Origin of the sequence: Pseudomonas nitroreducens (assembly GCF_010994165.1) — a bacterium.
Taxonomy (GTDB): domain Bacteria; phylum Pseudomonadota; class Gammaproteobacteria; order Pseudomonadales; family Pseudomonadaceae; genus Pseudomonas; species Pseudomonas nitroreducens.
The window spans coordinates 413,993-434,848 of sequence record NZ_WMBX01000005.1 but is presented as its reverse complement, the minus strand read 5'-3'; the positions used below and the strand labels follow the sequence as shown (position 1 = coordinate 434,848).

Annotated in this window: 15 protein-coding genes; 9 read left to right on the top strand and 6 right to left on the bottom strand. The window is 62.1% G+C overall.

The genetic code is table 11. From position 1 onward, the window contains the following. Positions 1-168 precede the first annotated feature (168 nt). From gltB to hemE, 3 genes are all read left to right on the top strand, one after another. Positions 169-4,614 carry a glutamate synthase large subunit gene (gene gltB / locus GJV37_RS23545; protein WP_170858836.1) on the top strand — a complete coding sequence of 1,482 codons (4,446 nt, stop codon included), beginning with the start codon at positions 169-171 and terminating at the stop codon, positions 4,612-4,614. Positions 4,615-4,641: 27 nt separating this feature from the next. After that, on the top strand, positions 4,642-6,075 hold the full coding sequence (locus GJV37_RS23540) for an FAD-dependent oxidoreductase (RefSeq protein ID WP_084358661.1): 1,434 nt from the start codon (positions 4,642-4,644) through the stop codon (positions 6,073-6,075). 188 nt (positions 6,076-6,263) lie between these two features. Beyond that, on the top strand, positions 6,264-7,328 hold the full coding sequence (gene hemE, locus GJV37_RS23535) for a uroporphyrinogen decarboxylase (protein ID WP_170858837.1): 1,065 nt from the start codon (positions 6,264-6,266) through the stop codon (positions 7,326-7,328). A 253-nt stretch (positions 7,329-7,581) separates the two neighbouring features. On the opposite strand, the gene gabP is transcribed toward hemE, so the two are convergent. Next, the gene (gene gabP, locus GJV37_RS23530; RefSeq protein ID WP_038803337.1) at positions 7,582-8,973 is read right to left on the bottom strand and encodes a GABA permease; all 1,392 of its coding nucleotides are present in this window, start codon (positions 8,971-8,973) and stop codon (positions 7,582-7,584) included. A 243-nt stretch (positions 8,974-9,216) separates the two neighbouring features. After that, positions 9,217-10,560, bottom strand: a complete 1,344-nt coding sequence (locus GJV37_RS23525; RefSeq protein WP_246228421.1) for an MFS transporter — start codon at positions 10,558-10,560, stop codon at positions 9,217-9,219. Between the two features lie 228 nt (positions 10,561-10,788). Between GJV37_RS23525 and GJV37_RS23520 the strand changes: the two genes are divergently transcribed. After that, positions 10,789-11,697: a LysR family transcriptional regulator gene (locus tag GJV37_RS23520; protein ID WP_024764137.1), complete on the top strand. Its 909-nt coding sequence runs from the start codon at positions 10,789-10,791 to the stop codon at positions 11,695-11,697. 94 nt (positions 11,698-11,791) lie between these two features. Next, on the top strand, positions 11,792-12,559 hold the full coding sequence (locus GJV37_RS23515; protein ID WP_024764136.1) for a ParA family protein: 768 nt from the start codon (positions 11,792-11,794) through the stop codon (positions 12,557-12,559). Positions 12,560-12,563: 4 nt separating this feature from the next. On the opposite strand, the gene GJV37_RS23510 is transcribed toward GJV37_RS23515, so the two are convergent. From GJV37_RS23510 to trxC, 3 genes are all read right to left on the bottom strand, one after another. Continuing rightward, positions 12,564-13,373, bottom strand: a complete 810-nt coding sequence (locus GJV37_RS23510; protein WP_170858838.1) for a universal stress protein — start codon at positions 13,371-13,373, stop codon at positions 12,564-12,566. A 76-nt stretch (positions 13,374-13,449) separates the two neighbouring features. Continuing rightward, positions 13,450-13,896: a YiiD C-terminal domain-containing protein gene (locus GJV37_RS23505; protein WP_024764134.1), complete on the bottom strand. Its 447-nt coding sequence runs from the start codon at positions 13,894-13,896 to the stop codon at positions 13,450-13,452. Between the two features lie 83 nt (positions 13,897-13,979). Continuing rightward, positions 13,980-14,414, bottom strand: a complete 435-nt coding sequence (gene trxC, locus GJV37_RS23500) for a thioredoxin TrxC (protein ID WP_170858840.1) — start codon at positions 14,412-14,414, stop codon at positions 13,980-13,982. 173 nt (positions 14,415-14,587) lie between these two features. Between trxC and GJV37_RS23495 the strand changes: the two genes are divergently transcribed. The 4 genes from GJV37_RS23495 to GJV37_RS23480 are packed head-to-tail and all read left to right on the top strand — an operon-like array spanning position 14,588 to position 18,356. Beyond that, entirely contained in the window at positions 14,588-15,562 is a 975-nt protein-coding gene (locus tag GJV37_RS23495) for a hypothetical protein (RefSeq protein ID WP_240967288.1), read from the top strand. 1 nt (position 15,563) lies between these two features. Then, a complete protein-coding gene (locus GJV37_RS23490) occupies positions 15,564-16,196 on the top strand; it encodes a DUF2997 domain-containing protein (RefSeq protein WP_170858842.1) in 633 nt (210 codons plus the stop codon). Continuing rightward, a complete protein-coding gene (locus GJV37_RS23485; protein ID WP_170858843.1) occupies positions 16,197-16,718 on the top strand; it encodes a 4Fe-4S single cluster domain-containing protein in 522 nt (173 codons plus the stop codon). A 27-nt stretch (positions 16,719-16,745) separates the two neighbouring features. Further along, a complete protein-coding gene (locus GJV37_RS23480) occupies positions 16,746-18,356 on the top strand; it encodes an AAA family ATPase (protein WP_193452981.1) in 1,611 nt (536 codons plus the stop codon). Between the two features lie 258 nt (positions 18,357-18,614). Here the strand turns inward: GJV37_RS23480 and GJV37_RS23475 are convergent, their stop codons facing one another. After that, a complete protein-coding gene (locus GJV37_RS23475) occupies positions 18,615-20,399 on the bottom strand; it encodes a methyl-accepting chemotaxis protein (RefSeq protein WP_425326844.1) in 1,785 nt (594 codons plus the stop codon). Positions 20,400-20,856 lie beyond the last annotated feature (457 nt).

Here is a 20,856-nt window from a genome sequence, read left to right as displayed (position 1 = left end):
GCGGAACGGTCATTCCAGGTGAACCAGGGGCTACAACGGCGCTGCACGATAGAGGCGGCCCGAGCCTTTTAGGGTGCGCGGGAAACGAGCCTGCACGGCGAAACAGGGCGATGGCGAAACGTCAGCAGACCCTGGAATTTATAAAAGTTTTGCCGGTGAGAGTTCCCTATGAAAGCAGGTCTGTACCATCCTGAGACGTTCAAGGATAACTGCGGATTCGGTCTGATCGCCCATATGACGGGCGAGGCAAGCCACGAACTTCTGCAAACCGCCATCGAAGCACTGACCTGCATGACCCACCGAGGTGGGATCAACGCGGACGGAAAAACCGGGGACGGTTGTGGGCTGCTGATCCAGAAGCCCGACCAGTTCCTGCGCGCCGTGGCCAAGGAATCCTTCAACGCCGAGCTGCCCGCCCAGTACGCCGTGGGCATGGTCTTCTTCAACCAGGACCCGGTGAAAGCCGAAGCCGCCCGCGCGAACATGAATCGCGAGATCGAGCGTGCGGGCCTTACGCTGGTCGGCTGGCGCAAGGTGCCGATCGACACCCGCGTGCTGGGTCGCCTGGCGCTGGAGCGCCTGCCGCAGATCGAGCAGGTGTTCATCGGCGGCGAAGGCCTGTCCGACCAGGAATTCGCGGTCAAGCTGTTCAGCTCCCGTCGCCGTTCCTCCGTGGCCAACGCCGAGGACGCCGACCACTACGTCTGCAGCTTCTCGCACAAGACCATCATCTATAAGGGCCTGATGATGCCGGCGGACCTCGCCGCCTTCTATCCGGACCTCTCCGACGAGCGCCTGAAGACCGCCATCTGCGTCTTCCACCAGCGCTTCTCCACCAACACCCTGCCGAAATGGCCGCTGGCCCAGCCGTTCCGCCTGCTGGCGCACAACGGCGAGATCAACACCATCACCGGCAACCGCAACTGGGCCCAGGCCCGTCGTGCCAAGTTCGCCAACGAGTGGATGCCGGACCTGGACGAGCTCGGCCCGCTGGTCAACCGCGTGGGTTCGGACTCCTCCAGCATGGACAACATGCTCGAGCTGATGGTCACCGGGGGCATGGACATGTTCCGTGGCCTGCGCATGATCATTCCGCCGGCCTGGCAGAACGTCGAGACCATGGACGCCGACCTGCGCGCGTTCTACGAATTCAACTCGCTGCACATGGAGCCGTGGGACGGTCCCGCCGGCGTCGTGCTGACCGACGGCCGCTACGCCGTCTGCCTGCTCGACCGCAACGGCCTGCGCCCCTCGCGCTGGGTCACCACCAAGAACGGCTACATCACCCTCGCCTCGGAAATCGGCGTGTGGGACTACAAGCCCGAGGATGTCATCGCCAAGGGCCGTGTCGGCCCGGGGCAGATCCTCGCGGTGGACACCGAGACTGGCCAGCTGCTGCAGACCGAGGACATCGACAACCGCCTGAAGTCGCGCCACCCGTACAAGCAGTGGCTGCGCCAGAGCGCGCTACGCATCCAGGCCACCCTGGACGACGACCAGGGCGTGGCAAGCTACGACGGCGACCAGCTCAAGCAGTACATGAAAATGTTCCAGGTCACCTTCGAGGAGCGTGACCAGGTGCTGCGCCCGCTCGCCGAGCAGGGTCAGGAAGCGGTCGGCTCGATGGGCGATGACACGCCGATGGCGGTGCTGTCCAAGCGTATCCGTTCGCCCTACGACTACTTCCGCCAGGTCTTCGCGCAGGTCACCAACCCGCCGATCGACCCGCTGCGCGAAGCGATCGTGATGTCCCTGGAGACCTGTCTGGGCATCGAGCAGAACATCTTCGAAGAGTCCCCGCACCACGCCAACCAGGCGATCCTGACCACCCCGGTGATTTCCCCGGCCAAGTGGCGGACCCTGATGAATCTGGAGCGCCCGGGCTTCGACCTGCACCACATCGACCTGAACTACGACGAGTCCGTCGGCCTCGAAGCGGCCGTGCGCAACATCGCCGACCAGGCCGAGGAAGCCGTACGCGCCGGCAAGGTGCTGCTGGTGCTGTCCGACCGTCAGATCGCCCCCGGCAAGCTGCCGGTGCACGCGGCCCTGGCCGTCGGCGCCGTGCACCACCGTCTGGTGCAGACCGGCCTGCGCTGCGACTCCAACATCCTGGTGGAAACCGCCACCGCCCGTGACCCGCACCACTTCGCGGTGCTGGTGGGCTTCGGTGCGTCCGCGGTCTACCCGTACCTCGCCTACGAAGTGCTGGCCGACCTGATCCGCACCGGCGAAGTGCTGGGCGACCTCTACGAGGTGTTCAAGTACTACCGCAAGGGCATCTCCAAGGGGATGCTGAAGATCCTCTCGAAGATGGGCATCTCCACCATCGCCTCCTACCGTGGCGCCCAGCTGTTCGAAGCCATCGGCCTGGCCGACGAAGTCACCGGCCTGTGCTTCCCGGGTACCCCGAGCCGTATCCAGGGCGCGCGCTTCCTCGACATCGAGAACGAGCAGAAGCTGCTGGCCAATGAAGCCTGGAACAACCGCAAGGCGATCCAGCAGGGCGGCCTGCTGAAGTTCGTCTACGGCGGCGAGTACCACGCCTACAACCCGGACGTGGTGAACACCCTGCAGGCCGCCGTGCAGCAGGGCGACTACGCCAAATTCAAGGAATACACCGCGCTGGTGGACAGCCGCCCGGTGTCCATGCTGCGCGACCTGCTCAAGGTGAAACCTGCCGAGCAGCCGCTGAGCCTGGACGAGATCGAGCCGCTGGAAGCCATCTTCAAGCGCTTCGACGCCGCCGGCATTTCCCTCGGCGCGCTGTCGCCGGAGGCCCACGAGGCACTGGCCGAGGCGATGAACCGCCTGGGCGGCCGCTCCAACTCCGGTGAAGGCGGCGAGGACCCGGCGCGCTACGGCACGCTGAAGAGCTCGAAGATCAAGCAGGTGGCCACCGGCCGCTTTGGCGTGACCCCGGAATACCTGGTCAATGCTGAAGTCCTGCAGATCAAGGTGGCCCAGGGCGCCAAACCCGGCGAAGGCGGCCAACTGCCGGGCGGCAAGGTCAACGGTCTGATCGCCCGCCTGCGCTACGCAGTTCCCGGCGTGACCCTGATCTCGCCGCCGCCGCACCACGACATCTACTCCATCGAAGACCTCGCCCAACTGATCTTCGACCTCAAGCAGGTCAACCCGCAGGCGCTGGTGTCGGTGAAGCTGGTGTCCGAACCGGGCGTGGGCACCATTGCCGCCGGCGTGGCCAAGGCCTACGCCGACCTGATCACCATCTCCGGCTACGACGGCGGTACCGGCGCTTCGCCGATCACCTCCATCAAGTACGCCGGCTCGCCGTGGGAGCTGGGCCTCGCCGAGGCGCACCAGACTCTGCGCGGCAATGATCTGCGCGGCAAGGTCCGGGTGCAGACCGACGGCGGCCTGAAGACCGGCCTGGACGTCATCAAGGCGGCGATCCTCGGCGCCGAGAGCTTCGGCTTCGGTACCGCGCCGATGATCGCCCTGGGCTGCAAGTATCTGCGCATCTGCCACCTGAACAACTGCGCCACCGGCGTCGCCACCCAGAACGACAAGCTGCGCAAGGACCACTTCATCGGTACCGTGGACATGGTGGTGAACTTCTTCACCTTCATCGCCAGCGAGACCCGCGAGTGGCTGGCCAAGCTCGGCGTGCGCAGCCTGGAAGAGCTGATCGGCCGCACCGACCTGCTGGAAATCCTCCCGGGCGAGACGCCCAAGCAGGGCAACCTCGACCTCACGCCGCTGCTGGGCAGCGACCTGATCCCGGCCGAGAAGCCGCAGTTCTGCATCGTGGAGAAGAACCCGCCGTTCGACCAGGGCCTGCTGGCCGAGAAGATGGTCGACCTGGCCCGCGGCGCCATCGAAGGTGCCAAGGGCGGCGAGTACGAACTGGATATCTGCAACTGCGACCGTTCCATCGGCGCGCGGATTTCCGGCGAGATCGCCAAGGTCCATGGCAACCAGGGCATGGCCAAGGCGCCGATCACCTTCCGCTTCAAGGGCACCGCCGGCCAGAGCTTCGGCGTGTGGAACGCCGGCGGCCTGCACCTGTACCTGGAAGGTGACGCCAACGACTACGTGGGCAAGGGCATGACCGGCGGCAAGCTGGTCGTCACCCCGCCCAAGGGCAGCCCGTTCAAGTCGCAGGAGTCGGCCATCGTCGGCAACACCTGCCTGTACGGCGCCACTGGCGGCAAGCTGTTCGCCGCCGGTACCGCGGGCGAGCGTTTCGGCGTGCGTAACTCCGGCGCCCATGCCGTCGTGGAAGGCACCGGTGACCACTGCTGCGAGTACATGACCGGCGGTTTCATCTGTGTTCTGGGCAAGACCGGCTACAACTTCGGCTCCGGTATGACCGGTGGCTTTGCTTATGTCCTCGACCTGGACAACACCTTCGTTGACCGCGTGAACCATGAGCTGGTGGAAATCCAGCGGATCAGCGGCGAGGCGATGGAAGCCCAGCGCAGCCACCTGCGCAAGGTGCTGGTCGAGTACGTGGCGGAAACCGCGAGCGAGTGGGGCGCGCATCTGCTGGAGAACCTCGACGACTACCTGCGTCGGTTCTGGCTGGTGAAACCGAAGGCCGCCAGCCTCGGTTCCCTGCTGACCAGCACCCGTGCCAACCCGCAATAAGCGCCTGAAGTTTGATGAGGTCTCTAAATGTCTGAACGTCTGAGTTCTGATCGCCTGAATAACGACTTCCAGTTCATCGAAGTCGGGCGCAAGGATCCGAAGAAGAAGCTTCTTCGCCAGCGCAAGCGCGAGTTCGTGGAAATCTACGACCTGTTCAAGCCGCAACAGGCGGCTGACCAGGCCCACCGTTGCCTGGGCTGCGGCAACCCCTACTGCGAGTGGAAGTGCCCGGTGCACAACTTCATCCCCAACTGGTTGAAGCTGGTCTCCGAAGGCAACATCCTCGCCGCCGCCGAACTGTCCCATCAGACCAACACCCTGCCGGAAGTCTGCGGCCGGGTGTGCCCGCAGGATCGCCTGTGCGAAGGCGCCTGCACCCTGAACGACGGCTTCGGCGCGGTCACTATCGGCTCGGTGGAGAAGTACATCACCGACACCGCCTTCGCCATGGGCTGGCGCCCGGACATGTCCAAGGTCAAGCCCACCGGCAAGCGCGTCGCCGTGATCGGTGCGGGCCCGGCCGGCCTGGGCTGCGCCGACGTGTTGGTGCGTAACGGCGTGACTCCGGTGGTGTTCGACAAGAACCCGGAAATCGGCGGCCTGCTGACCTTCGGCATCCCCGAGTTCAAGCTGGAGAAGCAGGTGCTCTCGCGCCGTCGCGAAGTCTTTACCGGCATGGGCATCGAGTTCCGCCTGAACACCGAGATCGGCAAGGACATCACCCTGTCGCAACTGCTCGATGAGTACGATGCCGTGTTCATGGGCATGGGCACCTACACCTACATGAAAGGCGGCTTCCCCGGCGAGGACCTGCCCGGCGTGCACGACGCGCTGGACTTCCTGATCGCCAACGTGAACCGCAACCTGGGCTTCGAGAAGTCGCCGGAAGACTTCGTCGACATGAAGGGCAAGCGCGTCGTGGTACTGGGCGGTGGCGACACCGCGATGGACTGCAACCGCACCTCGATCCGCCAGGGCGCGAAGAGCGTGACCTGCGCCTACCGTCGTGACGAAGAGAACATGCCCGGCTCGCGCAAAGAGGTGAAGAACGCCAAGGAAGAAGGCGTGAAGTTCCTCTTCAACCGCCAGCCCATCGCCATCGTCGGCGAGGACAAGGTGGAAGGCGTGAAGGTGGTCGAGACCCGTCTCGGCGAACCGGACGCCCGTGGTCGTCGCAGCCCCGAGCCGATCCCGGGCTCCGAGGAAATCATCCCGGCCGAAGCCGTGCTGATCGCCTTCGGCTTCCGCCCGAGCCCGGCGCCGTGGTTCGACCAGCACCAGGTGGAAATCGACAGCCAGGGCCGTGTCATCGCCCCGGCCGCCGCGCAGTTCAAGCACCAGACCAGCAACCCGAAGATCTTCGCCGGTGGCGACATGGTCCGTGGTTCCGACCTGGTGGTGACGGCGATATTCGAAGGCCGCACGGCAGCCGAAGGTATCCTCGACTACCTGGGCGTCTGAGTGCGTTCCCTGTAGGGCGAATAAGGCAGAATGCCTTATCCGCCGCGGCGGATAACGCCTGTGGCGTTATGCGCCCTACGAGAATGGCGCAGCGACAAACTGTCGCGATGGACGAAAGGCACGGCACCCGCCGTGCCTTTTCGTTTGGGCTTTGCGAAAATGCCCGCACTTTTTTTCCGGATGCCGTTATGACTGCCCTGAAGAACGATCGCTTCCTCCGCGCCCTGCTCAAGCAGCCCGTCGATGTCACTCCCGTCTGGATGATGCGCCAGGCCGGCCGCTACCTGCCGGAGTACCGCGCCACTCGCGCGAAGGCCGGTGACTTCATGAGCCTGTGCATGAACCCGCAGATGGCCTGCGAAGTGACCCTGCAGCCGCTGGATCGCTACCCGCAGCTGGACGCCGCGATCCTCTTCTCCGACATCCTCACCATTCCCGACGCCATGGGCCAGGGTTTGTACTTCGAGACCGGCGAAGGCCCGCGCTTCAAGAAAGTCGTCAGCACCCAGGCCGACATCGACGCCCTGCCGATCCCCGATCCGGAGAAGGACCTGGGCTACGTGATGGACGCCGTGCGCACCATCCGCCGCGAGCTGAATGGCCGCGTCCCGCTGATCGGCTTCTCCGGCAGCCCCTGGACCCTGGCCACCTACATGGTCGAAGGCGGCTCCAGTCGTGACTTCCGCAAGACCAAGGCGATGCTCTACGACAACCCGCAGGCCCTGCACGCGCTGTTGGACAAGCTGGCCCAGTCGGTCACCAGCTACCTCAACGGCCAGATCCTTGCCGGCGCACAGGCGGTGCAGATCTTCGATTCCTGGGGTGGTGCGCTGTCGGCGGCGGCCTATCAGGAGTTCTCCCTGGCCTACATGCAGAAGATCGTCGACGGTCTGATCCGCGAACACGAAGGGCGCCGTGTGCCGGTGATCCTCTTCACCAAGGGCGGCGGCCTCTGGCTGGAGTCCATGGCCAATACCGGCGCCGAAGCCCTGGGTCTGGACTGGACCTGCGATATCGGCAGCGCCCGCGCCCGCGTCGGCGACAAGGTTGCCCTGCAGGGCAACATGGACCCGGCAGTGCTTTACGCCAAGCCGGACGCCATTCGCACTGAAGTCGCACGCATCCTCGGTGCCTTTGGTAACGGCAATGGCCACGTGTTCAACCTCGGCCACGGCGTCACCCCGGAAGTCGACCCGGCCCATGCCGGTGCTTTCTTCGAGGCCGTGCACGAGCTGTCGGCACAGTACCACTGAGCCTGATGCCGAACTGAAAAGCCCCGCGGATGCGGGGCTTTTTCGTTTCTGGCTCCGGGGTTCGCGACCCGGCACCGGGCCTTCCGGCGTATCGCGAACCAACCTCGCACCGACAAAAGCCAATCCGCGCGTGGGAGCGGACTCCGTCCGTGATCGGCCCGAACAGCAGAGGCTTTCCCCGAAAACAAAAAAGCCCCGCTTCACAGCGGGGCTTTTCGTTCCCTCATGGAGCATCAGGCCCCATCAGAGCGCGTCACGCGGCATCGCCCACCAGGCCGGCGGCGCGCTGGGCCTTGCGGCGGTTGGACACCAGCAGGCCGGAGCAGACCACTACGACGGTCAGCAGGGTAGTGGCGACCACTTCCATGCGGTGATCCGGACGGATCAGCATGATCACCAGGGCGCCGACGATGAACAGAATCACCGCCCAGGTCAGCCAGGGGAACAGCCACATCTTCAGCTTCAGCTGGTGGCCCTGGGCGAGCAGCTTCTTGCGCATGCGCAGCTGCGACAGGGCGATCACCAGGTACACCAGCAGGGCGATGGCGCCGGAGCTGGCCAGCAGGAAGTTGAACACTTCGGCCGGGGCGAGGTAGTTGGCGAAGGTGCAGAGGAAGGCCATGGCGGTGGACAGCAGCACGGCATACACCGGAGTACGGCTGACGCTGGTTACCTGGGCGATCTTCGGTGCATCGCCGCGCTTGCTCAGCGAGTACATCATGCGCGAAGCGGTGTAGAGCGCCGAGTTCAGGCAGCTGGTTACCGAGACGAGGACGATGATGTCGACGATCAGCTTGGCGTACGGGATGTGCAGGTGTTCCAGCACGGTCTGGTAGGAACCCATGCTCACCAGGCGCGGGTCGTTCCACGGCACCAGGCAGACCACGATCAGGATCGACAGCAGGTAGAACAGCGCGATACGCCAGATTACCGAGTTGGTGGCACGGGTGATCTGCTGCTCCGGGTCCTTGGACTCGGTGGCGGCGATGGTGACGATTTCCGAGCCCATGAAGGAGAACATGGTGGTCAGCAGCGCCGCGAGCACGGCGCCCCAGCCCTTGGGCAGGAAGCCTTCGCTGGTCAGGTGGCCGATGCCGGAGACTTCGCTGTTGGGCGAGAAGCCGAAGATGGCCGCGCAGCCCAGCACCAGGAAGGCGATGATCGAGACGACCTTGATCAGCGCCAGCCAGAACTCGAACTCACCGTAGTTCTTCACGCTGAACAGGTTGGTCACGGTCAGCGCGGAGGTGATCAGGAAGGCCAGCACCCAGATCGGCGCGCCGGGGAACCAGGCGTGGATGATGGCCGCGGCGGCGTTGGCCTCCAGTGGGATCACCAGGACCCAGAACCACCAGTACAACCAGCCGATGGTGAAGCCGGCCCAGTGCCCGATGGCACGGTCGGCGTAGGTGGAGAAGGAGCCGCTGTCCGGCTGCGCGACGGCCATTTCGGCCAGCATGCGCATCACCAGGACCACCAGCAGGCCGGCGACCAGATAGGAAATCATGACGGCCGGGCCGGCTTCGGCGATGGCGTGGCCGGAGCCTACGAACAGGCCTGCGCCGATGGCGCCGGCGATCGAAAGCATCGTGACGTGACGATTTTGCAGGCCCTGGGAGAGCCCGGAGGTTGGGGTGCTGCTCATGCTTTACCTACAACTACGGAGGGAATTGCGTACTGCGGGAGTCGAGGTCCGTTTCAGGATTCCAACAAGTCGTTCGACATTGTGAACGCAAGGATCGCGCCACACTTTGTTACGACTTAAGTCGTAGGTTGGGAATTTATCCTACAACGCCCGCCTGGCAGGCGTTATCTGATCTGAGATTAATGTCTTTGTACGACCGTTCCATGTCGTTTTCAGGCATGCATGATGTGGTGTGTGTAGAAACTACCCAGCCTTGTTGAGTGCAGGAAGGTCGCGCGGTAACACTGGCAGGCGTGCCAGGTGCAGGGCCACCAGCAGGCCGATGCCCAGCAGGCTGGCGATGAACAGGCCCACGCCGTTCCAACCGTACTGGTGCCAGAACAGCCCGCCAGCGGTGCCGGCGACGCTGGAGCCGACGTAGTAGCTGAACAGGTACAGAGAGGAGGCCTGGCCTTTGGCCTTCAGAGCGCGGCGGCCGATCCAGCTGCTGGCCACCGAATGCGCGCCGAAGAAGCCGAAGGTGAAGATCAGCAGACCGACCAGGACCACGGCCAGCGGTTGCAGCAGGGTGATCAGCACGCCGCCGAGCATCAGCGCGATCATCGCCCAGAGCACCTTGCGCCGGCCCAGCTTGTCGGCCAGCGACCCGACCCACGCCGAGCTGTAGATGCCCGAGAGGTAGACCAGCGAGAGCACGCCGACGATGGCCTGGCTCAGGTGATAAGGCTCAGCCAGCAGGCGATAGCCGATGTAGTTGAACAGGGTGACGAAGGCACCCATCAGCAGGAAGGCTTCGAGAAACAGCCAGGGCAGGCCGGCATCGCGGAAATGTCCGGTGAATCCCTCGATGAGCCGGCGTGGCTTGAGCGGTGCCGGACGGAAGTTCTTCGATTCGGGAAGGATGCGCCAGAACAGCAGCGCCGCGGCCAGGGCGAGCACACCCGGGGTGGCTAGCGCCACGTGCCAGTTCACGTAGTCCACCAGCACGCCGCTGATCAAGCGGCCGCTCATGCCGCCGATGGCGTTGCCGCCGATGTACAGCCCCATGGACAGCCCGATGTGTTGCGGGTGGATTTCCTCGGAAAGGTAGGTCATGCCCACCGCCGCCAGGCCGCTGAGGGACAGGCCGAGCAGCGCGCGCATGGCCAGCACGCCGTGCCAGGTCGGCATCAGCGAGCTGCCAATGGTAAACAGGGCGGCGAGGACCAGCGAAGCAACCATGATCGGCTTGCGTCCGATGGCGTCGGAGATCGGCCCGGTGACGAGCAGGCCGAAGGCCATGGTGACGGTGGAGATCGACAGTACCAGGCTGCTCTGCGCGGCGGTCAGGCCAAAGGCCTTGGACAGCACCGGCATCATCGGCTGCACGCAGTAGAGCAGGGCGAAGGTGGCGAAGCCACCGGAGAACAGCGCCAGCGAAGTGCGCATGAAGGCCGGGGTGCCTTTCTCTATGTAGGTTTCGATTTCCTCGACGACGCGCGCCACGTCGCCGTTGGCTTCACGCGCGCTCTCGCGCAGATTCGCCAGCACCTCCGCCGGATCGTTGGCGGCTACCGGTTCTTGTACGACGGTCGGTTCGGCCGCCATGGGATGTTCTTCCCGCAAAGCCCGCAGGGCAGGTTGACTCACGACACACCTCAAGTAGATGACAGCAGAGGGCCTGGAATGGCGGCAGGGTTCCGCGCGGCCAGGCAGGGAGCAGGTTGGTAGTCGTTATTGGGCTTGTGTGGAAAGGATAAGGAGCGGGATTTATTATTTCCAATATATTAATCGACACGTTTGATTCGTTTTACGAATCACTTATGCGGAGGCGGAATGGAACTGCGACACCTGCGTTATTTCATCGCCGTGGCGGAAGAGCTGCACTTCGGCCGCGCGGCCGAGCAACTGGGGATTTCCCAGCCGCCGCTGAGTCAGCAGATCCAGGCGCTGGAGGAAGAGATCGGCGCGCGCCTGCTGGAGCGCACCAACCGCCGTGTGGCGCTCACCGAGGCCGGCAAGCTGTTTCTCGACGAGGCGCGGCAGGTACTGCAGCAGGTGGACCGCGCCGTGCTGCTGGCCCGGCGCGCGCATCAGGGCGAGATCGGTGAACTGAAGGTCGGCTTCACCGCGTCGGCGCCGTTCACCTCCAGCATCCCGCGCGCGATTCTGGCGTTCCGCCAGGCCTATCCGGACGTGCATCTGGACCTGCAGGAGCTGAGCAGCGGGCAGGCGGTGCAGGCATTGCTGGAGGAGCGCGTACAGGTGGGACTGATTCGTCCGATCCCGCTGCCGGAAACCCTGGAGGCCGTGGAGCTGTTCAGCGAACCGCTGGTGGCTGTGCTGCGCGCCGATCATCCGCTGGCGCAGGCCAGCCAGGAGGGCCTGGAGTTCGCCGAACTGGCAGACGAGCCTTTCGTATTCTTCCCGCGCAGCTATGGCACGGGGCTCTACAGCCAACTGATGGCGCTCTCACGACAGGCCGGCTTCAGCCCGCGCATCGCCCAGGAAGCGGGAGAGGCGATGACCATCATCGGTCTGGTGGCGGCGGGGCTGGGGGTGTCGATGTTGCCGGCGTCGTTCCGCCGTACGCGGGTGGACGGCGTGGTCTATCGCACCCTGAGCGATCCGGGCGCTACCAGCTCGGTATGGCTGGTGCGGCGGCGCAACGAGACGTCACGCCTGGCGCAGTCGTTCTTCGACCTGGTGACCGAGGAAGTGAAGGCTCAGCACGGCGCGCGCTGAGCAGGGGCAAATATACCGGGCTGCTGCGCTCGCCCTTGTCATGGGCTTTGCATAGAATCCACCGGCACTCGATTGGTTCCTGGAGGGACGGCTCATGCGGCGTGTGGTGTTCAATCAGAAGGGCGGGGTCGGCAAGTCCAGCATCGCCTGCAACCTGGCGGCAGTGAGCGCAGCGGAGGGCCACCGCACCTTGCTGGTGGACCTCGATGCCCAGGCCAACTCCACCCACTACCTCACCGGTCTGACCGGCGAAGATCTCCCGGTGGGCATCGCCGATTTCTTCAAGCAGACGCTTTCGTCCGGACCTTTCAGCCGCAAAGGCAAGGTCGACATCTATGAGACGCCGTTCGATAACCTGCATATCGTCACCGCCAGTCCCGAGCTGGCCGACCTGCAGCCCAAGCTCGAGCAGAAGCACAAGATCAACAAGCTGCGCAAACTGCTGGACGAGCTCGGCGAAGACTACGACAGGATCTACCTGGATACTCCGCCGGCGCTGAACTTCTACACGGTTTCTGCACTGATCGCCGCCGATCGCTGCCTGATTCCCTTCGATTGCGATAGCTTCTCCCGCCAGGCGCTGTATGGCCTGCTGCAGGAGATCGAAGAGCTGAAGGAGGACCACAACGAAGACCTGGAAGTCGAAGGCATCGTGGTCAACCAGTTCCAGCCGCGCGCCACGCTGCCGCAGCAACTGCTGGATGAGCTGGTGGAAGAGGAGCTGCCGGTGCTGCCGGTCTACCTGATGAGTTCGGTGAAAATGCGCGAGTCGCACCAGGCGTGCACCCCGCTGATCTTCCTCGAGCCCCGGCACAAGCTGACCCAGCAGTTCGTCGAACTGCACAACCTGCTGGAAGCCTGAGCGGTTACTGGCTGATCAGCACATCGCAGGGTGGCCGGCGCAGGAAGTAACGCGTCGAGCTGCCCAGCATGGCTTGCTCGATGGCGCCGCGGCTGCGGCTGCCGAGTATCAGCAGGTCGGGCGACCACTCCCGCAGCGCCGTTTCCAGCGCCTGCTGGGCTGTGCCCTGTTGCACCGCGCAGAGTAGCTGCGGCCCCATGCTCGGTACGTGCTTGCGCTCATCCTGCAGCGCCTGGCGCAGCAGTTCGCGCTGCGTCTCCAGGTGGCTGTCGGCGCGGCCGGCCTTCTTGCCCGGCTGGTAGGCGTTGAGCGCCAGCAGCTCGGCGGCGGGTTCCAGCAGGCGGTAGCCGGCGCGCCAGGCCTGGCAGGAGCAGTGCGACAGGTCCAGCCCAGCCAAGGCCTTGGTGTAAGGCGCGGCGGACTCTTCCACGGCGAGCAGGATCGGCGCGCGGCAATGCCGGGCGATGCGCTCCAGTGTGGTGCCGTCGAAACGCTCGAGCAGTTGCTGATGGTGCGCACCGATCACCAGCAGGTCGGCGCCCAGCTCCTGCACCGCCTGGGTGACGGTATTGGCGGCGCGTCCCTGGCGTATCACCAGTTGGTAGTCGGCGATGTCACTGGCGCGGGCTGCATCGCGCAATGCCACTTCAGCCGCTTCGCGGACGGTATCCATCATGCGGTCGGGGAAGAATTCCTCGATGACGTGCAGCAGCGTGACGCTGGCCCCGTGCTGGCGCGCCAGTTTTGCAGCGCGCCGCACCGCGATGTCCGCCTCGACACTGAGGTCATGGGCGACGAGCAGGTTCCTGTACATGGTGGGTTCCCTCTATGGCGCTTCCACTGTCGCGCCACATAGGAAATTTCACCTTGATGCAGGGCAATGGCTCGATTCAGCGACTGCGCAGCTGATAGATGGCATGGCTTTCGGCGACGACATTGCCTTCTTCGTCCTTCAACTGCAGGTCGAGGACGAACTCCGCCTTGCCTTGGTGCGTCGCCTCTTCGCCGATACGCTGGATTTCGGCTTCAGTGAGCTGCGCATCGACGGTCACGTCACTGGCGGCGGGGCGCAGGAAGCGCAGCCCGGCTTCCTTGACGATGGGGTAGAAGCGCCGCGCATCGAAGCTGGTGAGCATCAGCACGCCACCGGGCAATTCGGCCACGGTGAACAGCGCGCCGGCGTACATGTTCTGGATGTGGTTCTCGTTGCCCTTGAGCGGCATGCGCAGGCGCACGTGGCCCGGCTCCAGCACTTCGGCCTTGAGGCCGGTGCGCTTGACGAAGGCGATGTGCTCTTCGGTGAGCTGGCGGATGAAGTCTTCGGGGTAGGAAGGCATGGGCGTGCTCCGTTTTTTTGCCCAAGCCTAGCCCGCGTGTGCGGTCTGGCAATGACCGCACCGATTGACCAAAACGCTCGCCCTCAGATGCCCAGGCGGGACAGCCAGTCGAGCAACTGCGGCAACGGCATCGCACCGCTCTGGCGCGCTACTTCCTGGCCATTGCGCAGCAGGATCAGGCTGGGAATCGAGCGAATCCCCAGGCGCGCGGAGAGGTTCGGGTTGGCGTCGCTGTCCAGCTTGGCCAGACGCACCTTGCCCGACAAGCGCGCCGCCGCTTGTTCGAACACCGGCGCAAAGCCCTTGCACGGCCCGCACCAGTCGGCCCACACGTCCATCAGCAACGGCAGATCGCCCTTGGCCTGGGCGGTGAAACCGGCTTCATCAAGGTCGAACGGCGTATCCAGCACGATCGGCGACTGGCAGCGCCCGCAGCTGGGCGAGTCAGCCAGGCGCGCGGCGGGCACGCGATTGAGGCCGTTGCAGTTCGGGCAGGGGATGATCAGGGAATCGGACATGGTGGGGCTCCAGAGGCTGTGGGGAGCTAGGTGGTGGCGGAGGGAGGGATTATCAAGCGGCGCCAATTCATAACATCAAGTAGCATCGAGCAGCGAGTGGTTTTAAAGTAATCCCTTCATTACGCGCTTCGATATCAACAATAAAAGGTTTGTGAATGATAAAAACTATCCCCATGTGGAAGATGTTGCTGGCAACCAAGGGCAAGATGGCGGGGCTTGCAGTTCTCGCATTCCTGCCTGTCTTGATTGTTGGCGCTGCATGGATGTTTCTTGAGGGGCTGCAAACCGGGCAAAAGCGGCAAGCTGTAATGGGGGTTGTTAGTCTGGTTTTTTTTGCTGCATGTGCGCTGGGGTTGGCGCCTTCCAAGCAATATATTCCCGGAAAAACTTTTTTGGCTTATAGAAATAAAAAGCTCAGTATGCAGAAGGCCATAAACTACGGCTACGGCGTCATGGCTTTTGCTGTTTTGGCTTTTGTGATTCTTTCGCCGGCGGATACGATAAGGGCAATACTCTTTGCGTTGGTAGGAGTCTTTGCTCTTTATGTTCTGTCAAAAAGTTTTAAATTCCATGCGGATGTTGATTTCTCGACAAATGAATACCTGGCAAGCGCCTTGGGGGTCTCTGTAGGCGAGAAGGTTCTGCTCAGTTATCAGAATTTCAATACCAACGAGGTTGAGCAAGGGAGTAATGCCTTTGCCACAACGGCAACAACGTTGATTGTGGCGGTATTTGATGGGGGCTCCTGGAGAAAGATGAGGCGAGATCTTAACCAGATTTCGCACATTGGTATCATTGGCAGTGAAGAGCAGAATTACTGTGTCAAATTGAATTTCAGTGATGGCCTCCATGTTTTGTTGTGCATTGGTCTGTATGACAAGCTCACATCAAATCCAATTCTGGTAATCAGAAGGCTGCTGGAGGTAATTGATGCAAGTCTGCTTGGCGGTAGTGATGCGCCGCTGGCAGCGCAGAGGCGTCGTGTAGTGGTCAATGCCGGCGCTCCAGTCTCGACGCCAGCCGCTTCTGCGCCCGAAGCCATGCCTGCATCCGCGGCACCGATACGCAACATCGAGCTGAATTCTGAGGTGTTAATGGCAATCCAGGGCGCCGAAGAAGTCGTTCCTGGACGAAGGCTGGAGCTTTGATATGTCGCATTGCACAAGGTTTGAATTTTCTTATGTCAATGAGGACGCCATTGCTAAAGCGTTCGGCAAGATGGGGATCAACCCGGAGACAGATATAGTTTTCCTGTATCCCAGCGAATTCAGTAAGAAGGTATTGAGCAAAGTCGGCTATATGGGCAGTCAGCAATTCAGAGCGGTGTGTGGTCGAGCCGCTGATGGATTCAACCTGTTTGTTTGCCAGATTGAGGAGAACTCCTACAGGCTCCTTATCGAACGCGACACTGTTTCGGACGGAGACGAGGCGATCAAGGCCGATTTGGCGTTGAGCTTTCAGAAAGCCTACATCAGCGTAGCCATCGATGAAACCATCAGGCGCATAGAAGCTTCAGGTGTTCCCGCCAGAACGAAAGAAACTCTTCAAGGGTTCGAGATTGAGTTTGGACCGCAGTACGAATACAGCATCCATGTGACCTTTACGGGCGACGAAGTAATGGAGGAGGTGCGTGGTGTGAAAGGCGATATTTGCACAAAGCTTACCGAGGAGCTTGAAGCGCTACTCTCCAGTCCTACTGCGGAGCTGGTGACCGAGTGGAAGCCGGAATATACCGTCGTTCACGAGGAGCAAACCCTTCAAATTCTCAGTGCGAATCTCTAAATGCATATCAACGTACACCACATGGAGTTGAGTTGCGTTAATGGTCCTGGGTTGCGCTTGACATTATGGGTGCAGGGTTGTGCATTGAATTGTAAAGGGTGTTTCAATCAGCGGACCCATGCTCGCGAAGCGGCTACGCTGATGTCTGTCGAGGCATTGGCGCAGAAGATAAATGCACAGGACATCGCCGGGGTTACCCTCTCCGGAGGGGAGCCGCTGGATCAGGCGGCAGCCCTGGAGCAATTGATCCATGCCGTCAATGGCGAGAAAAACTGGATACTCTATACAGGCTATACACCAAAAGAAATATTCCAGAATGAAGCCATGATTCGTGTCGTTAAAGCCGTAGACGTGACGCTGGCTGGCCGGTATCGGCATAACGCGGAACATCCCTATCAGTACAAGCGGATCATCAAGGCCAGTGACAGAGTCGATCTTGATTTTTTCCGTACTAGAAGAGTTGTCGAATTTGTTGTTTCAAATTCCAGTGTGACCAAGACCGGTCTTCCGATGCATATATAACTCAGTTCAGGCACAGGGATATTAGGCATGAACCGCACCAAGCAGATAACTGATTACCTAAAGGCTCGCTATGCGATTCTGGTCATCGAGTCGTTCGAGGAAGAGCGCGCACTCAGTGAGATTTCTGAGATCGCCAAGGCGCTTGGCCATCGTTTATTCGTGTGGAACTCGACCCAAGGCGTGCAGATAAATGGCTCCGTGGCTGGGGAAAAAACCTTCGATTTGAAGGTGGCCTTGGATTTTTGCGAAGAAAGAGCAAAAGAAGAAAACAGCAAGAGTATCTTTGTTTTTTGTGATGCCCATAATTATCTTACCCCCAGTTCGAACCCCGTCTATCGTCGTCGACTTCGAGATTTTGCCATCAATATTCGCTCGCGCGGATATCGAAGCAATTGCATTATCGTGGCGCCTAGCTTTGAAATTGCCACTGACCTTCAAAAGGAAATCACGCTGGTTGATTTTCCTTTGCCGTCACGCGACGAAATCACGGGTCGGGTCAGCAAGTTCATAAGCTCCTGGCAAGGCAATGAAAATATCAAGATTGATCTGCCGAGCGATGCCAAGGAAAAACTCATCGATGCCGCGTTGGGCCTCACGGAATTGGAGATTGACAATAGCCTGTCCCGTTCATTGGTATCGAGCCTGAGTGTCAATGAAAACACCGTTAAAGACCTGCTTTCCGAGAAGAAACAAATTATACGGAAGACAGGTATCCTGGAGTACATTGACTCAAAGGTGAATCTTGACGACGTCGGAGGCTTGGCAACCCTCAAGAAGTGGCTCCATCTGCGCAGTCAGTGTTTCGGTCAGGCTGCCCAGGAATTTGGTGTCGGAACCCCGAAGGGATTGCTCTTGACCGGGGTTCCCGGTTGCGGCAAGTCGCTTACGGCGAAGTGCGTTTCGTCGTCCTGGAACATGCCGTTATTGCGCCTGGATATGGGGAAAATCTTCCAGGGACTGGTTGGCTCTTCAGAGTCCAACATTCGTTCCGCGCTACGCACCGCCGAAGCGATTTCGCCCTGCATCTTATGGATCGATGAAATTGAAAAGGGGCTTTCCGGTTCTTCCGGCGGTGCGTCCGATGGGGGGGTGGCGTCGCGTGTATTCGGCACGCTATTGACCTGGATGCAAGAGAAAACGGCGCCGGTCTTTGTATTTGCTACCGCTAACAATATTGGCAGCTTGCCTCCGGAACTATTGAGGAAGGGCCGGTTCGATGAAATATTCTTCGTTGACTTCCCGTCAACATTGGAAAGAAAGAAGATTCTTGAAATACACCTGAAGAAATTGAAACGTGACCCGGCGAAGTTTGACTTGGACCTGTTGTCTGCTCTGGGGGGCGAATCGAATTTTGGTAAGGATGTTGTGCTATCGGGGGCTGAAATCGAAGCTTGGGTTGGGGAATCGCTGATCGAGGCGTTCTCACGGCGAATGAGCGGTTCTGGCGATGCCAGCGACCTGACGATGGCTGATTTTGAAACCACTATTTCCCGCCTGGTCCCCATGAGCAAAATGCGCAAGGAGGAATTTGCGAAGCTTCGTGAATGGGCGAATCAAAATGCGATTAGCGCCTCGGCTATGGTGGCCGGCCAGAATGGTGCCGAAACTCAAGTCGGCGGCAGGCAAATCGACTTTTGAACGACGATGATTCATCAGTGCGTCAGCGTTGTTGCGCCAATCGCGGCGGAGGGTTCGGCCGGTAGAGTGACAGTGTGAGCATTCCTGCTGCTTCACCCGTTGGTTTGTCTCTAAGCCGGATCGGCCTCGGTGCGCTGCGGGGGTGCGACGGTGATCCTGACGACGCGCTGGCCGAGGTTGTTGTCGCTGGAGTGCACAGCAAAGCGTAAAGCTTGCAGCGCGGACCGATGGCCGCTGGGGATCCAGCGGCCATGGGCGTCAGACGCGGAAGTGGCTGACCAGGGTTTGCAGTTGCCCACCCAGGCGCGCGAGTTCGACGCTGGAGGCGGCGACTTCTTCGTTGGCCGAGGCAGTCTGCTCGGAGACGTCGCGCACATTCACCACGCTGCGGCTGATTTCCTCGGCCACGGCGCTCTGTTCCTCGGCAGCGGTGGCGATCTGCTGGTTCATCGCCTGGATGTTCGACACGGTGCGGGTGATCTCGCCCAGTGACTCGCCGGCCTGGCGGCTGAGGGCGACGCTGCTGGCGGTGAGTTCGCGGCTGCCGAGCATGACGCTGGAGACCTGGCGGGTGCCGCTCTGCAGGCCGGCGACCAGGGCTTCGATTTCTTCGGTGGATTGCTGGGTGCGCTGGGCCAGCCCGCGTACTTCGTCGGCGACCACGGCGAAACCACGACCGGCTTCGCCCGCGCGGGCGGCCTCGATGGCGGCGTTGAGGGCCAGCAGGTTGGTCTGCTCGGCCACCGACTTGATCACGTCCATGACCTTGCCGATCTTCTCGCTCTCCTGTTCCAGGCGCTGCATGGCCTCGGCGGAGCGTTCGACTTCCTCGGCGAGACGCTCGATCTGCTCCACGGCCTTGTTCACCACGCGGTCGCCGTCCTGGGCCTGGTGGTCGGCGGCGGAGGCGGCCTGGGAGGCCTGCTCGGCGTTGCGCGCTACCTCCTGCACGGTGGCGGACATCTCGTGCATGGCGGTGGCGACCTGGTCGGTCTCGACCTTCTGGGTGTTCGCGCCGGCGCTGGTCTGCTCGGTGACGGCGGAGAGTTCTTCGGCGGCGCTGGCGATCTGGGTGACGCCGTCGCGGATGCCACCGATCAGCTCGCGCAGGCTCTGGCTCATGCGCTGCATGCTTTGCTGCAGGCGGCCGAGCTCGTCGCGGCGGGTGACCTGGACGGTCTGCGACAGGTCGCCGGCGGCGATGCGGTCGACCACAGCCATGGTTTCCTGCAGCGGGCGGGTGATCTGGCGGGTGATGATCAGCGCGGCGATTCCGCCCAGCAGCAGCGCGAGCAGGGTGAACAGAGCTTGCAGGCTACGTGCGCTGGCGCTTTCGGCGTCGCGGCGATCGAGCTGGAGTTGGTAGAGATTCTCGCTGATCTTGACGATGTCCTGGCCCTGGCTGGTCATTTCCTTGCGGGCCTGGACGATGGCGGCCATGTTGCCGCGCAGGGTGGTGACGGCATCGCGATAGGCGCGCAGGGCAGTGTCCAGTTGCTGGACGTACTGCGCTTCGGCGACGCCGAGGACGCTTTCCAGGGCCGGCAGGCCGGCGATGCTTTCGTCCAGGCCGCGGGTCACGCCGTCACCGTTGCTGGTGAGGGCCGTGGCCAGGTAATCGCGCACGTCGTAGCGGGCCTGCAGCAGGTCTTCACGGGTACCGGTAATGGCCTGGAAGCGGGTGGTGCGCTCTTCGTCCGCGGGGGCCTTGAGTACGTCCTGCTGGATGGTGGCCGTGAGTTCGGCGGCACGCGTGGCGTTGTCCTGCAGGGCGCCTCGGGTGATGCCGGCGCTCTGGTAGCCGGCGCGCATGGCGGCCAGGGATTTCTCGTAGTCGGCGATGACGCCGCCGAGTTGGTCGAGCAGGCGCACGTTCTCGGGGCTGACGAAGGAGGCGCGCAGTTTCTGCTGCTGCGCCTTGAAGTCGGCCAGGGTGGACATGACGTTGGCGGCTTCCTGCTCGGCGCCGTCGGCGATCATGTACTGCAGGCGGGTGATGCGCAGCTTGGTCAGGCGCGAGTTCAGCTCGGTGATATCGCTCATCCAGTTGCTGCGGTCGATCAGCGAGCCGAGGCCGACCCAACTGACGATGGCGAGGATGGCGGTGAAGGCGAGGACCAGGCCGAAGCCCAGGGCCAACTTGAGATTCACGCTCAGGTTGGAAATCCAGGTGTTCATTGACGATCTCCAGGAAAGGTTGTGTGAAGTCAGGCCGTTCGGAGATTGTTCTTGTTGGGGGCCAGGGTGGCGAACCACGTCCAAGCCCTATCGGCAGGATCGGGCGGAACCGTATGGTCACGGGCGAAAAAAGTTATCCGCCGGCCGGCGCCTGGAAGGCGGGTCGGAGAGGAATGGGCGGGGAAAGGCGGACGAAATCCCTGTTCGCTGGCGTGTCGCTGGGTGCGGTCGCGCTCTGGCTTGCGGCGCTGCGCGGCATTCTACGGAAAGGCCGGTGGGCTCGTCTGCAAAATGATGGCAAAGAGATATTGCAGGGGCCGCT

Coding starts and splice junctions, on each gene's coding strand:
- gltB (WP_170858836.1), top strand. CDS start 169: ATGAAAGCAGGTCTGTACCATCCTGAGACGTTCAAGGATAACTGCGGA.
- GJV37_RS23540 (WP_084358661.1), top strand. CDS start 4,642: ATGTCTGAACGTCTGAGTTCTGATCGCCTGAATAACGACTTCCAGTTC.
- GJV37_RS23505 (WP_024764134.1), bottom strand. CDS start 13,896: ATGCCTTCCTACCCCGAAGACTTCATCCGCCAGCTCACCGAAGAGCAC.
- GJV37_RS23515 (WP_024764136.1), top strand. CDS start 11,792: ATGCGGCGTGTGGTGTTCAATCAGAAGGGCGGGGTCGGCAAGTCCAGC.
- GJV37_RS23480 (WP_193452981.1), top strand. CDS start 16,746: ATGAACCGCACCAAGCAGATAACTGATTACCTAAAGGCTCGCTATGCG.
- GJV37_RS23485 (WP_170858843.1), top strand. CDS start 16,197: ATGCATATCAACGTACACCACATGGAGTTGAGTTGCGTTAATGGTCCT.
- trxC (WP_170858840.1), bottom strand. CDS start 14,414: ATGTCCGATTCCCTGATCATCCCCTGCCCGAACTGCAACGGCCTCAAT.
- GJV37_RS23510 (WP_170858838.1), bottom strand. CDS start 13,373: ATGTACAGGAACCTGCTCGTCGCCCATGACCTCAGTGTCGAGGCGGAC.
- GJV37_RS23475 (WP_425326844.1), bottom strand. CDS start 20,399: ATGAGCGATATCACCGAGCTGAACTCGCGCCTGACCAAGCTGCGCATC.
- hemE (WP_170858837.1), top strand. CDS start 6,264: ATGACTGCCCTGAAGAACGATCGCTTCCTCCGCGCCCTGCTCAAGCAG.
- gabP (WP_038803337.1), bottom strand. CDS start 8,973: ATGAGCAGCACCCCAACCTCCGGGCTCTCCCAGGGCCTGCAAAATCGT.
- GJV37_RS23495 (WP_240967288.1), top strand. CDS start 14,588: ATGTGGAAGATGTTGCTGGCAACCAAGGGCAAGATGGCGGGGCTTGCA.
- GJV37_RS23520 (WP_024764137.1), top strand. CDS start 10,789: ATGGAACTGCGACACCTGCGTTATTTCATCGCCGTGGCGGAAGAGCTG.
- GJV37_RS23490 (WP_170858842.1), top strand. CDS start 15,564: ATGTCGCATTGCACAAGGTTTGAATTTTCTTATGTCAATGAGGACGCC.
- GJV37_RS23525 (WP_246228421.1), bottom strand. CDS start 10,560: ATGGCGGCCGAACCGACCGTCGTACAAGAACCGGTAGCCGCCAACGAT.